The 13,840-nt window shown below is 46.8% G+C and carries 13 protein-coding genes; all 13 read right to left on the reverse strand.

The features are described 5' to 3' along the window. Positions 1–3: 3 nt before the first annotated feature. Positions 4–591, reverse strand: a complete 588-nt coding sequence (locus tag LJ707_RS07485) for a DUF4230 domain-containing protein (protein WP_228950189.1) — start codon at positions 589–591, stop codon at positions 4–6. A 369-nt stretch (positions 592–960) separates the two neighbouring features. Then, positions 961–1,380: an OsmC family peroxiredoxin gene (locus LJ707_RS07490; protein WP_228950190.1), complete on the reverse strand. Its 420-nt coding sequence runs from the start codon at positions 1,378–1,380 to the stop codon at positions 961–963. 141 nt (positions 1,381–1,521) lie between these two features. Beyond that, positions 1,522–2,592: an NADPH dehydrogenase NamA gene (gene namA, locus LJ707_RS07495; protein WP_228950191.1), complete on the reverse strand. Its 1,071-nt coding sequence runs from the start codon at positions 2,590–2,592 to the stop codon at positions 1,522–1,524. Between the two features lie 129 nt (positions 2,593–2,721). Next, positions 2,722–3,972, reverse strand: coding sequence for a threonine ammonia-lyase IlvA (ilvA, locus tag LJ707_RS07500; protein ID WP_228950192.1), 1,251 nt, complete (start codon positions 3,970–3,972; stop codon positions 2,722–2,724). Positions 3,973–3,978: 6 nt separating this feature from the next. Beyond that, positions 3,979–5,142, reverse strand: a complete 1,164-nt coding sequence (locus LJ707_RS07505) for a 2-isopropylmalate synthase (protein WP_228950193.1) — start codon at positions 5,140–5,142, stop codon at positions 3,979–3,981. A 137-nt stretch (positions 5,143–5,279) separates the two neighbouring features. Continuing rightward, positions 5,280–6,038: a class I SAM-dependent methyltransferase gene (locus LJ707_RS07510; protein WP_228950194.1), complete on the reverse strand. Its 759-nt coding sequence runs from the start codon at positions 6,036–6,038 to the stop codon at positions 5,280–5,282. A 140-nt stretch (positions 6,039–6,178) separates the two neighbouring features. Beyond that, a complete protein-coding gene (leuB, locus tag LJ707_RS07515; protein ID WP_228950195.1) occupies positions 6,179–7,249 on the reverse strand; it encodes a 3-isopropylmalate dehydrogenase in 1,071 nt (356 codons plus the stop codon). Positions 7,250–7,331: 82 nt separating this feature from the next. Then, the gene (leuD, locus tag LJ707_RS07520) at positions 7,332–7,925 is read right to left on the reverse strand and encodes a 3-isopropylmalate dehydratase small subunit (RefSeq protein WP_228950196.1); all 594 of its coding nucleotides are present in this window, start codon (positions 7,923–7,925) and stop codon (positions 7,332–7,334) included. Positions 7,926–7,944: 19 nt separating this feature from the next. Next, on the reverse strand, positions 7,945–8,382 hold the full coding sequence (locus LJ707_RS07525) for a GxxExxY protein (protein WP_228950197.1): 438 nt from the start codon (positions 8,380–8,382) through the stop codon (positions 7,945–7,947). A gap of 14 nt (positions 8,383–8,396) precedes the next feature. Next, positions 8,397–9,815: a 3-isopropylmalate dehydratase large subunit gene (gene leuC / locus LJ707_RS07530; protein ID WP_228950198.1), complete on the reverse strand. Its 1,419-nt coding sequence runs from the start codon at positions 9,813–9,815 to the stop codon at positions 8,397–8,399. Between the two features lie 188 nt (positions 9,816–10,003). After that, a complete protein-coding gene (gene ilvC / locus LJ707_RS07535; RefSeq protein ID WP_228950199.1) occupies positions 10,004–11,062 on the reverse strand; it encodes a ketol-acid reductoisomerase in 1,059 nt (352 codons plus the stop codon). A 180-nt stretch (positions 11,063–11,242) separates the two neighbouring features. Further along, a complete protein-coding gene (ilvN, locus tag LJ707_RS07540; protein WP_228950200.1) occupies positions 11,243–11,890 on the reverse strand; it encodes an acetolactate synthase small subunit in 648 nt (215 codons plus the stop codon). Positions 11,891–11,949: 59 nt separating this feature from the next. Continuing rightward, positions 11,950–13,689 carry a biosynthetic-type acetolactate synthase large subunit gene (ilvB, locus tag LJ707_RS07545; protein WP_228950201.1) on the reverse strand — a complete coding sequence of 580 codons (1,740 nt, stop codon included), beginning with the start codon at positions 13,687–13,689 and terminating at the stop codon, positions 11,950–11,952. Between the last annotated feature and the right edge of the window lie 151 nt (positions 13,690–13,840).

Below are 13,840 nucleotides of genomic sequence, written 5' to 3' on the forward strand. Positions count from 1 at the left end.
CGCTTATTTAAATTTCAGGACCACCTTTTTACCCGAAATGCCTTCGAGCAGGGGTTTAAATATCAGTTGGGCATTATCTCGTGCTTTGCCGGTAATGTTCATCTTCTTGCTTTCTTCCAGGATCTTTTTCTCGGCTATCTTATAAACATCCTCTACCATATCCCTCGCATTGCTCGGGAACCAGGCTCCGGTAATATCGTACACTTTTGATTGTTGATGATCAAGCTTGGCATAGCATATTTCAGGTTGTGGCAAAACAACAATTACGCTGTCTTTAGTTTGGGTGATGTCTTCCTGCTTAACTTTGGTCAGGTCTATACAGGCGGTAACCTCACCAACAGCCAGGAACAATACTTTTTCGTCGGGCAAAAAAGTGTGTACTTCTTTCTTCTCCACAATATCTTTCATGGCGTACTTAACCAGTTCGAGCTTGCCCATGCTGGTTATTTTTTGCACCATTACTACCTGGCTCACCTCGGTTTTAGTTTCGGTAAACTGGCGCTTAATGTAAAAGAAAAGGTAAGCCAAAAAGCCTGCTATCGCTATTAAAATAATAAGGCTGATGGATACACGGCTGCGGGTACTTGACATTTTTAATTTGTTTTAAACTTACGTATTCGGGAATGCGTCATTGCGAGGTACAAAGCAATCTCTTTATGCACAAACTACGTCGGAATGTATTAAAGAGATTGCTTCACCATCGTTCGCAATGACGTGGTTGAAACAAAAACACCTTTGTCATTTCGAACGAGGTACGAGGAGAAATCTGCCGCTTTGATAACCTCACCCCAGCCCTCTCCTGAAGTAGAGGGAGCTAAAAATATCGGCTTTAGGACATCAACAGTTAGATTTCTCGCTATCGCTCGAAATGAAAAGGGTTAAACTATATCATTAAAAAACATGTTAAACTAAAAGAGCAGACCTGAATCTGCTCTTTTAGTTTAATCACGGTATTTAAAATTACGCGTAGGTTACATTCAGGCTGATAGGCACGCTCAAAGCTTTTGAGATGATACAGTTTGCTTTGGCACCTTCGGCTACTTCTTTAAATTGCTCCTCAGATACACCGTCGATAACTGATGCTTTCAGTTCAAGGTGAATGGCGGTAACTTCAAGTTTAACCATGTCAAGCTCCAGGATAGCTTCAGTATTCAGATCACCGGCAGTAATGCCTTGCTGGGTTAATGTAGCGCTAACCGCCATAGTGAAACAACCAGCATGAGCGGCAGCTAAAAGCTCCTCAGGGTTAGTACCCACGCCAGACTCAAAACGGGTTTTAAATGAATATTGTGTTTGGCTAAGGGTAGTGCTTTGTGTGCTTAATTCGCCTTTACCTTCTTTTAAATTTCCGGCCCAGTGGGCGGTTGCTGTACGTTTCATAGTTACTGATTTATGTTTAGTTTGTATGTAAAGTTAGATATTTTGGTCAATAGACAATAGTCATTTGTCATTAGTGTTTTTGTTAATTTTTAGTACATATATTAACCAAGCACTGACCAATGACTATTGACCAATGACTGATCAGCTCCACTTCGCGCGCTCATATTGCAATGGCCATGTTATCTCCTGGCCAAGTTGGTGGGCGGCACGTAATGGGAAGTGCGGATCGCGTAGTAGTTCGCGGGCTAAAAGTACAATATCGGCCTGTCCGCTTTCAATAATAGCGTTTGCCTGTTCGGGTTCGGTTATCATCCCTACGGCACCGGTAAGTATGCCGGTTTGTTTTTTTATGGCTTCGGCAAATTCAACCTGGTAACCGGGTTTCACAGGGATTGATGCCCGCGGTACGTTACCGCCGGTTGAGGTATCGATCAGATCTACACCGGCCTCTTTCAGTTTTTTAGCCAGCTCGACAGAGTCTTCAATAGTCCAGCCGCCCTCTGTCCAGTCTGTTGCCGATATGCGCACGATCAATGGCAGGTTAGCCGGCCATGTTTCTTGTACGGCTTCAACAACCTCAAGCAGCAGGCGGATGCGGTTTTCAAAACTGCCGCCATATTCATCTGTACGATGATTGCTTAACGGCGAGTAGAACTGATGCAGCAGGTAGCCGTGCGCGGCGTGAATTTCAACCACTTTAAAACCCGCGGTCAACGCCCTTGCTGTGGCGGCCTTAAAATCAGCTTTAATTTTTTCAATACCTACTTTATCCAGTTCAGCCGGAGCCTCGGTACCTTCGGCAAAGGGTAGGGCACTTGGGGCTACGGTAGGCCATCCGTTCGGCTGATCTGACGGGATAAGCTTGCCGCCTTCCCATGGGCGTTGGTGGCTTGCCTTGCGGCCGGCGTGTGCCAGTTGTATACCGGCTACCGCGCCTTGCTCATGTATAAAACCGGTAATCTCTTTTAGTTTTTCGATGTGTTCATCTTTCCAGATACCCAGGTCGGAGGGAGAGATGCGGCCCTCCGGTGATACTGCCGTAGCCTCGGTAATCAGCAAGCCCGCGCCGCCAATGGCCCGGCTGCCCAGGTGTACCAAGTGCCAGTTATTCGCAAAGCCATCCGTGCTTGAATACTCACACATTGGCGATACAGCGATACGGTTACGCATCGTAATATCTTTAATAGTTATAGGTGAAAAAAGTGTGCTCATTATTTAAATGTTTCAGCAAATATGAACACAGGATTTTTGGTATTGTTCAGCAGATTGTAAAATGGAAAGCCGGATCACGATGGCGATCCGGCTTTAACTATATACTTTACCTGCGTTTGACCAAACGGGTTACACTAAATACTCAAACAAAGTTTGATCGCGGTTGATCTCGATCACATCAAAACGGTGGGCGGCCATGCGTTGCAGCAGGGCAGGGTAGTCGTCGGCCGATTTTAGTTCGATACCTACCAGTGCCGGGCCATTCTCCTTAGCGGTTTTTTTGATGAACTCGAAACGGGTAATATCATCGCCGGGGCCAAGCACATTGTTCACAAACAATTTAAGCGCGCCCGGGCGTTGCGGAAAGCGAACGATGAAGTAGTGTTTAAGCCCTTCGTACAGCAATGATTTCTCCTTGATCTCGGCCATACGGTCAATATCATTATTACCACCGCTAATAACGCAGACTACTTTTTTACCTTTTATCTGTTCCTTACACAAATCAAGCACGGCAACTGAAAGCGCTCCGGCAGGTTCAACTACAATGGCATCCTCATTATAAAGTTTCAGGATGGTAGTACATACCTTGCCTTCAGGTACCAGCAGCATATCGTTCAGCACCTCGCGGCACATCTGGTAGGTGAGCGCACCCACACGTTTTACCGCGGCGCCGTCAACAAAGCGGTCTATCTGATCGAGCGTTATCGGCTCATTATGCGCGAATGCGCCAACCATTGAGGGGGCACCTTCGGGCTCAACACCAATAAGCAATATGTTTGGATTGTGCTGTTTTAAATAAGTACCTACACCGGCAGCCAAACCACCGCCACCAACGGGCATTATCACGGCTTCAACATCGGGTAGTTTATCCAGTATCTCGACGCCTACCGTACCCTGCCCCTCAATAACACGTTGTGTATCAAAAGGGGGAATAAAGGTCATGTTATTAGCTTCAGTGTAGGCTAATGCTTCGCGCAGGCAATCGTCAAACGTATCGCCGGTTAGTACTATCTCTACGTTATCGCCGCCAAACATTTGCGTTTGTTTTACCTTTTGCTTGGGGGTAATTTCGGGCATAAAAATCACGCCTTTGGTACCCAGCCTGCTGCACGAAAAAGCTACGCCCTGCGCATGGTTACCCGCGCTGGCGCACACTACGCCACGGCCAAGCTGCTCAGCATTTAACTGGCTGATCATGTTATAAGCGCCGCGCAGTTTGTATGAGCGTACTACCTGCAGGTCTTCACGCTTCAGGTATATCTCACACTCGTATTTAGCCGACAGGCCGGCATTATATTGCAGGGGCGTATGGTTAACTACCCCGTCAAGGCGTTGGTAGGCCTGTTCAAAATCAAGCTGATGTTCGGTTTCAGTACTCATCGATCTTTATTTTACTAAACGATAAGTCATTAAACCTTGCAGATCGGTATCGTTTATATCCAGTTTGCTGTCAGCCAATGTTAAAAAACGTTGGTAGGTATCAGCCAGTTCTTCTTTATTAAGCTGGAAGCCTAAGCGCTCCAGGTGGAATTTTAAAGCATGCCTGCCGCTGCGTGCCGTCAGCACAATGCTCGCGCTCGGGAAGCCTACATCTTCCGGGCGTATGATCTCATAATTCTCACGCATTTTCAGGAAACCATCCTGGTGTATGCCTGAGCTGTGCGCGAAGGCGTTAGCCCCAACAATAGCCTTATTCGGCTGAACCGGCATACGCATTTGGGTGCTTACCATACGGCTCATCTCGTAAAACTTGGTGCTGTTGATGTTGGTATGCAAGCCCAGCGTTTGGTGTGTTTTCATAATCATCACTACTTCTTCAATAGAAGTATTACCCGCGCGCTCGCCAATGCCGTTGATGGTACCCTCTATCTGGCGGGCACCGTTTTGTAAACCGGCAATGGAGTTCGCAGTAGCCAAACCTAAGTCGTTATGGCAATGTACGGATATAATGGCCTGATCGATGTTACGTACATTCTCTTTCAGAAAACGGATCTTGCTGCCATATTGGTCGGGCAGGCAATAGCCGTTGGTATCGGGTATGTTTACTACCGTTGCACCGGCGCCAATAACGGCCTCAACCATTTTAGCCAGGTACTCAATATCAGCACGACCGGCATCCTCGGCGTAAAACTCAATATCCTCAACAAATTTTTTGGCGTATTTAACAGCATCAACAGCACGCTCTAATATTTCTTCGCGTGTGCTGTTAAATTTATGCTTGATGTGCATATCGCTTGAGCCGATACCCGTGTGTATACGCGGACGTTTGGCATATTTAAGCGATTCAACGGCGGCATCTATGTCGCCTTTATTGGCGCGGGTAAGCGCGCAAACGGTAGGTTCTTTTACGGCTTTTGATATTTCAACCACGCTTTGAAAATCGCCGGGGCTTGAGATAGGGAAGCCCGCTTCAATAATATCCACGCCGAGCGCTTCCAGTTCGCGTGCTATCTCAATTTTTTCGGGGGTTGTTAACTGGCAACCCGGTACCTGCTCGCCGTCGCGCAGCGTGGTATCAAAGATGTAGACTCGGTTGGGATCGTGTAACATGTTCTTTTTTTTAGATGTGAGATATTAGATTTTAGATATGAGATAGTTGCATTCACACCAAAAAACCAATATCAATTTTATTTCTTTTTATCTTATTTATTGTGAGAAAGATCATCTCAAATCTCACATCTCAATACTCAAATCTCTTTTACCGCTATAAACCTCAAACGCTTATAGTCGGCATACCATTGTCCGCCTTCGTTGTAGTGCGGTTCAAGCAGGGCGGTAACTTCCTGCAGCATTTGTTGTTTTTCATTTTCGGGTACGCCTACCAGGTATAGCGGCGCAAACATGGTGATCCATTTGGCTACGCCCTGATCTCCATCCTGCAACGGTGTCTTGCGGTCAAAATGAGCCGCATAAGATACCCTGAAACCATGCGCCTCCAGTTTGGTGGTATATTCGCCAACGGACGGAAAATACCATATTTCGCTTTTGGCTTGTTGGTGATACCCGTGCTGCTGCAATACTTGCTTGGTTGCGGCTATCAGGTGCTGTACATTGCCCTTGCCACCCATTTCGGCCACAAACCTACCGCCGGGTTTAAGGCTTTTGTACACACAATCCATCATGGCATCGGCATTTTTTATCCAGTGCAATACCGCGTTGCTAAAAACGGCATCATACTTTTCGGTCGCTTTAAATTTAGTGGCATCCTCAACCGCGAAATCAACACCAGGGTAATTGGCTTTTGCCTGGCGGATCATTTCCGCCGAGCTATCAGTACCCTTCACCTTAGCGCCCAGATCATGCAGTTGTTGCGTGAGATAGCCGGTACCGCAGCCCAGGTCGAGTATATGCTCACCGGGTTGGGCATTCAGCAATTCCAACACATTCTCTCCGTATTGAAATACGAAGGCATGTTTCTGGTCGTATAATTCAGCGTTCCACTTCATAGTTTACTGATTGCACTGATTTTTATATGATTTCACCGATTACTGTTTGGTGATTTCATTGATCATTTCTTAATTCAATTATTATCTGGCACATGTACTCATCTGCACATCCGCACATTTGCATATCTGCACATTCAGGTCTACAAATATTCCAACACCTTTTGCCCCATGGCGGCGGTGCCTAATATTTTGGCTTTGTCGGTATGGGCATCGGCAATATCGCCGGTGCGGTAGCCGTCTTTTAATACCTTGTCAATAGCGTCGGTTATCTTTTTAGCTTCCTCCTTCAGGCCGAAGCTGATCTCGAACATAAGTGCTACGGATAGGATAGAGGCCAGCGGATTGGCTTTGTCCTGCCCGGCAATATCATGCGCCGAACCATGGATAGGCTCAAAAAAGCCCGTACCATCACCCACCGATGCCGATGCCAGCATCCCCATTGAGCCCGCGATTTGCGATGCCTCGTCGGTCAGGATATCACCAAAAAGGTTGGCGGTGAGTACCACATCAAACTTTTTAGGGTTTTTAACCAGTTGCATGGCGGCGTTATCAATAAACATGTGTTCGGTTTCAACGTCAGGGTAGTTTTTGGCTACTTCCTGCACTACCTCACGCCACAGGCGCGATGCCTCTAAAACGTTGGCTTTATCAACCGAACAGAGGCGTTTACCGCGTGCACGGGCAGCTTCATAAGCCTTTGTAGCAATGCGCTCTACCTCGTAACGGTGATAGATCATCAGGTCCGACGCCGTATTGCGGTCCTCACTGCGTTTTTTCTCACCGAAGTAAACATCGCCGGTCAGTTCGCGGAAGAATAGAATATCTGTTCCCCTTAATATTTCCGGTTTCAGGCTCGATGCATCCAGCAACTCATCAAACAGCATGATGGGGCGCAGGTTGGCATACAGGCCAAGCTCCTTGCGTATCTTCAACAATCCCTGCTCCGGACGTACTTTTGCCGATGGATCGTTATCGTATTTTATATGGCCGATGGCGCCAAACAGGATGGCATCACTGGCTTTAGCTTTTTCTAAAGTTTCATCAGGCAGCGGGTTGCCTGTAGCCTCAATGGCAGCATGGCCCATCAGCGCTTCGTCAAACGTAAATTCATGACCGCCTGCCGCGCCAACCTTTTCAAGCACCGCCTTACCCCAGGTAGTAACCTCCGGCCCGATGCCGTCGCCTGGTATTACTAAAATGTGTTTTTTCATTTGCCCCCTAACCCCCTAAAGGGGGAATAAGTGTTTTTTAATATGTATGTTATAATTATTGAATCGGCTCTCCGGTTCCCCTTTAGGGGTTAGGGGCTTTTTCAAATTCCTCTACTGCTGCCCTGTTGCTCAGTATATAATCAATATCATCGTACCCGTTTATTAAGCAGGCTTTTTTGTACGGATTGATCTCGAAGCTTTCCTGCTCGCCGGTTGATGATATTTTGATCACCTGGTTCTCAAGGTCGATATCAACCACGGTGGTATGATCGGCAAAAACTGCGTCGAAAATCTTTTTCAGAAAATCATCGCTCACCTGTACCGGTAACAGACCGTTGTTAAGGGCATTGCCTTTAAAAATATCGGCAAAAAAGCTGCTTACCACGGCATCAAAACCATAATCAGATATGGCCCAGGCCGCATGTTCCCTGCTACTGCCGCAACCAAAATTCTTGCCTGCCACCAGCACCTTGCCGCTATAGGTAGGGTGATTTAGTACAAAGTCCTCTTTCGGCTGATCGTTCTCGTCAAAGCGCCAATCACGAAACAGGTTATTGCCAAAACCCTCGCGGGTAGTAGCCTTCAAAAAACGCGCGGGAATGATCTGATCCGTATCAATATTCTCGATAGGCAGAGGCACCACGCTGGTTTGTATATGTTTGAATATTTTTGTCATGGACTCGAATTTTTAGAATTTAAGAATTTGCAGAATTTTGATGCTGCGAACCACTTAGTGAATTATATTTCTTGTTTAGCAAGCGCTTAAATTGCAAGCTTTTGCTGCCAAAATTTATCAGTAATCCTGTTTTTAAATTATAGGCTTCCAGGTAATTTATTCCTTGTGCAAGGTGAACATCCTCAAGATTGATTAGTGCTTTTAATTCGACTATGATCTCATTGTCAACAAAAAAATCAACACGCCTGCTGCCGATCAGGATACCTTTATAAACAATCGGCATATCCATCTCTCTTTTATGATCAAGCCCTGCTTCGCGCAGCTCTATTTCTAACGCTCGTTGATAAATTACTTCCTGAAACGCATTACCTAAAGCTGAATGAATACGCATAGCACAGCCGATAATGCTACTTGTAGCATCATTAAATTCTTCGGCTGTGCGCTTGGTTACATTCATTCGGGTAATTCTAATTATTCCTGAAATTCGAGTTCTGACAACATTTCCCTCACATCCGTAACCCTACCTGTAATAGCTGCTGCCGCGGCTGTTAATGGGCTGGCCAGGAATGTACGTGAGTTTGGTCCCTGCCGGCCTTCAAAGTTGCGGTTTGAGGTTGATACGCAGTATTTGCCTGCCGGTATCTTGTCCTCGTTCATGCCTAAACATGCGCTGCAACCCGGTTCGCGCAGTGGGAAACCTGCCGATTCGAATATCTTATCCAAACCTTCGGCTATGGCCTGCTGCTCCACTTGTTTTGAGCCGGGCACTACCCAAACCACTACGTTATCTGCCTTATGCTTGCCTTTTACAAAGGCTGCCACCTGGCGCAGATCCTCAATGCGTGAGTTGGTGCAACTGCCGATGAAAACATAGTCGATAGGTTTGCCTAACAACTGCTCATCATCATGCAGGCCCATATAGTCAAGGGCCTTTTTGTATGATCCTTGTTCCTTTGGTTCAAAATCCTCAGTAGCCGGTACGTGTTGTGTAACACCAATACCCATACCCGGGTTAGTACCATAGGTGATCATCGGCTCAATATCTTCGGCCTTAAAGGTTAATACCGAGTCGAATTCGGCATCCTCGTCAGAGTAAAGCGTTTTCCAATAAGCTACGGCTTTATCCCATTCCTCGCCTTTAGGGGCAAATTCACGGCCTTTTACATAGTCGATGGTCGTTTGGTCGGGCGCTATTAAACCACCGCGGGCACCCATTTCGATGCTCATGTTGCAAATGGTCATGCGGCCTTCCATGCTCAGCGAGCGGATGGTATCGCCGGCATATTCAACAAAATAACCCGTGCCGCCGGCAGCCGATATTTTGCTGATGATGTATAGTATAATATCTTTTGCACCCACGCCTTTTTGCAGGGTGCCGTTAACTTCAATTTTCATGCGTTTAGGGCGCGATTGCAGTAAGCACTGGGTAGCCAGTACCTGCTCAACCTGTGAGGTGCCTATACCAAACGCTATCGACCCGAAGGCGCCGTGGGTAGAGGTATGGCTGTCGCCGCAAACATAAGTGCTGCCCGGGCGGGTTATGCCCAGCTCAGGGCCTATTACGTGCACAATGCCCTGGTAAGGATGGCCGAGGCCATAAAGCTCAACGCCAAATTCGGCGCAGTTTTTTGTAAGCATATCCACCTGGTAGCGTGATAGCTCCTCCTTTATCGGCAGGTGCTGATCCCAGGTAGGTACGTTGTGGTCGGCCGTGGCAACGGTTTGCTTTGGCCTGAAAACAGGTAATCCACGCTGGCGCAATCCGTCAAAAGCCTGCGGACTGGTAACCTCGTGGATGAAGTGTGTATCGATGTACAAAATATCCGGGAATCCCTCCTTGCTGCTAACAACGTGCGCATCCCAAATCTTATCAAATAATGTCTTTGCCATTTTTCTTTTTAAAATTCAATAACGTCATTGCGAGGAACGAAGCAATCTCGTTTAAGCTTGTCCTCTTCGGAATATCCTAAAGAGATTGCTTCGTACCTCGCAATGACGTGCGGTGTGGTTGTTACCAACCGACTTTTATTTTTTTAATCTGCACATCTGCGCATCCGCACATTTGCAAATCAATAAACTTACGCTTCTACTGCCTGGTTCTCCGGGCGAAGGCTGCGTACAGTTTTACCTGCCTGCCATAGTTCGCTATCACGTAGCTCAGCAAGCTCGGCGTTAAGTTTTTCACGGTAATCAGGCTGGCTGTTTGAGTCGATAGAACGTTGTGACTCTTTACCGGTAGCAACGCTGTTGTATAATTCTTCAAATACAGGCTTGGTAGCGTCGCGGAATTTCTTCCACCAGTCAAGCGCGCCGCGTTGAGCAGTGGTTGAGCAGTTGGCGTACATCCAGTCCATACCATTCTCGGCAACCAGTGGCATTAATGATTGAGTTAATTCCTCAACAGTTTCGTTAAATGCCTCAGATGGTGTGTGACCATTGCTGCGTAATACATCGTACTGAGCGGCGAAGATACCCTGGATACAACCCATCAAAGTACCACGCTCGCCGGTAAGGTCGCTGAATACTTCTTTCTTGAAATCAGTTTCGAACAGGTAACCGCTACCTACAGCGATACCCAGGGCAATAACACGCTCCCATGCTTTACCGGTAGCATCCTGGAAGATAGCGAAGCTTGAGTTCAAACCACGGCCTTGCAGGAACATACGGCGCAGTGAAGTACCTGAACCTTTAGGTGCAACCAAAAATACGTCAACATCAGCCGGAGGAATAATGCCGGTTTGCTCGTTAAAAGTGATACCGAAGCCGTGAGAGAAATATAATGCCTTGCCAGGAGTTAAGTGTTTTTTAACAGTTGGCCAAAGCTCAATCTGCGCAGCATCGCTAAGCAAGTAGCAAATAATAGTACCTTTTTCAAGGGCTTCTTCAATTTCAAACAGAGTTTCGCCGGGTACAAAGCCGTCGGCAATCGCTTTATCCCAGGTTTTTGAGTTTTTACGCTGACCAACAATAACGTTAATGCCATTGTCTTTTTGGTTTAAAGCCTGGCCCGGACCTTGAACACCGTAACCAATAACGGCTACAGTTTCATTTTTAAGTACGTCCTGCGCTTTTGATAAAGGGAACTCCTCGCGGGTAACTACATTTTCTTCAGTACCGCCGAAATTTAATTTTGCCATGTTTTTTGTTTTTGTTGTGTGATGCACCTACAGGGCAATCACTTTGATTTTATTGTTTAGTTCTTAGTTGTTTTTGTTTCCCGTCATTGCGAGGTACGAAGCAATCTCTTTAAGCTTATCCTCTCCGGAATGTCCTAAAGAGATTGCTTCGTACCTCGCAATGACGCTTATAAAAAGGGCTTACATCGTAAACACTTTCTGCCCTTGGTTTAAATATTCGTTCTCTATCACTTCTTCACCCGGTTCAAGCCTTTCAAATTCACGCAGTTTGGCGTTAAAGCCTTCGCTATCCTTAATGATAGCTACACGTGCGCTGCGTACAAACTCTATCAGGCCAAAGGGCTGTAGAATTTTTATCAGCGACTCGGTTTCCTCACGGTGACCGGTGGTTTCAAACACCGTGTAATCCTTGCGGATCACTACCGCGCGGGCACCGTTCTCGCGCAATAAACGCTCAACGCTAACCTGCTCGGCAATTACGTTGGTCGATACCTTGTAAAGCGCCATTTCCTGCCATATCACATCGGCATTGGTATGGTAGTATACTTTCAGCACCTCTACCTGCTTCTCTATCTGGCGGCACAGCTTACGCACCACATCCTCAGTTTCGTTTATAACAATGGTGAAGCGGTGTATGCTGTCAATTTCTGACGGCGAGGTGTTCAGGCTGTCGATATTGATTTTACGGCGTGTAAATATAATAGCAATTCGGTTTAAAAGACCAATTTGGTTTTCGGTATATACCGTTATGTTGAATTCCTGTTTAGCCCCACCTAAATCCTCCCCGGTAGGGAGGACTTTTTTATTTTCAGTTGATATGTTTGTCATGATCTAAATTCTTTTGAAAGTTTTATCTCACCTCCCCATTGGGGAGGTTGGGAGGGGTGTTATTTAAGCCTGATTTCAGATACGCTGCAACCTTGTGGTACCATCGGGAACACGTTGTTCTCTTTGGTAACCATCACTTCCAGCAGGAAAGAGCCATCATGGTTTAGCATCTGCTCTAACGCCGGGGTTAGTTCGGCGCGGTCGTTTACAGTTTTACCCGCTATGCCGTAGCCGCTTGCCACGCGCACAAAATCCGGACTTTGAATATCTACAAATGAGTAACGACGCTCATTAAACAATTCCTGCCACTGGCGTACCATGCCTAAAAAGCGGTTGTTCAGGATGATGATCTTCACATCAATACCGGTTTGCATAATTGTACCCAACTCCTGCAACGTCATCTGGAAACCGCCATCGCCAATAATTGCAACTACCGGACGATCCTGCGCGCCAAATTTAGCGCCTATGGCAGCAGGCAGGGCAAAGCCCATGGTACCCAGGCCGCCGCTGGTAACGTTGCTGCGGGTTTTATTGAACTTAGCATAACGGCAGCCTACCATCTGGTGCTGGCCAACGTCGGTAACTATAACGGCATCGCCACCCGTAAGCTCGTTCAGTACCCTTACCACTTCGCCCATAGTCATTTCTTCGGTTGATGGGTTCAGTTCGTTATGAATAACAGCTTCCACTTCCTGGCGGGTATAATCATTGAATTTTGCCAGCCATTCGGTATGCTGTTTCGCTTCTACCAGTTCGGTAAGCAGGGGCAGGGTTTCTTTACAGTCGCCCCATACCGGTACGGTGGTTTGTACGTTTTTGTCGATCTCGGCCGGGTCAATATCCAGGTGGATCACCTTGGCCTGTTTGGCATACTTATCTAAACGGCCGGTTACGCGGTCGTCAAAGCGCATACCTATGGCTATCAATACATCGCACTCATTGGTTAATACGTTAGGGCCATAGTTACCATGCATACCCAGCATACCCACGTTCAGCGGATGATCTGTCGGAATAGCGCCTACACCTAAAATGGTCCATGCCGCTGGTATGCCCGCTTTCTCAATAAAAGCCTTGAATTCCTGCTCAGCACTGCCTAAAATTACACCCTGGCCAAATAGTACAAACGGTTTTTTAGCCTGGTTGATCAGCGCTGCAGCTTCTTCAACATACTGTTTACGCACTATAGGTTTTGGCCTGTAGCTGCGTATGTGGTTACAGGCGGTATAGCCCTCAAAGTTGAATTTTTGTATTTGAGCGTTCTTGGTAATGTCGATCAATACCGGGCCCGGGCGACCGCTGCGGGCAATATAAAATGCCTTGGCAATTACTTCCGGAATTTCATTGGCATCAGTTACCTGGTAGTTCCATTTAGTGACCGGGGTGGTGATGTTGATCACGTCGGTTTCCTGGAAAGCATCGGTACCCAGCAGGTGCGCAAACACCTGGCCGGTTATGCAAACCAGCGGCGTGCTGTCTATCTGCGCGTCGGCCAGGCCGGTAACCAGGTTGGTAGCGCCCGGGCCGCTGGTAGCGAACACTACGCCAACCTTGCCCGATGTGCGTGCATAGCCTTGTCCGGCGTGAATACCGCCCTGCTCATGGCGCACCAGCACATGGTTCAGTTTCTCGTTATAATCATACAAAGCATCATAAATAGGCATGATAGCCCCGCCCGGATACCCGAAAATGGTATCGGTACCCTCGGCTATCAAAGACTCAAGTAATGCTACTGAACCCGAAACCTCTACAGTTTCTTTGGTTTTGGCTGGTGCAGGTAATTCCTGTTGTGCAACTTCCATGATAATTTTGTTTTATTTCGAATTTCGAATGTTCAATTTCGAATGTGATTCTCTTTGTTTTTTTGAATTTGTCTTGAACCAAAATTTTTAGAATTTAAGAATTAACAGAATGAATGTTTTTTATTCAAATTAAATTCTGCCCATTCTCAAA

The organism is Mucilaginibacter sp. UR6-1 (assembly GCF_020880975.1).
In the GTDB taxonomy this organism is placed as follows: domain Bacteria; phylum Bacteroidota; class Bacteroidia; order Sphingobacteriales; family Sphingobacteriaceae; genus Mucilaginibacter.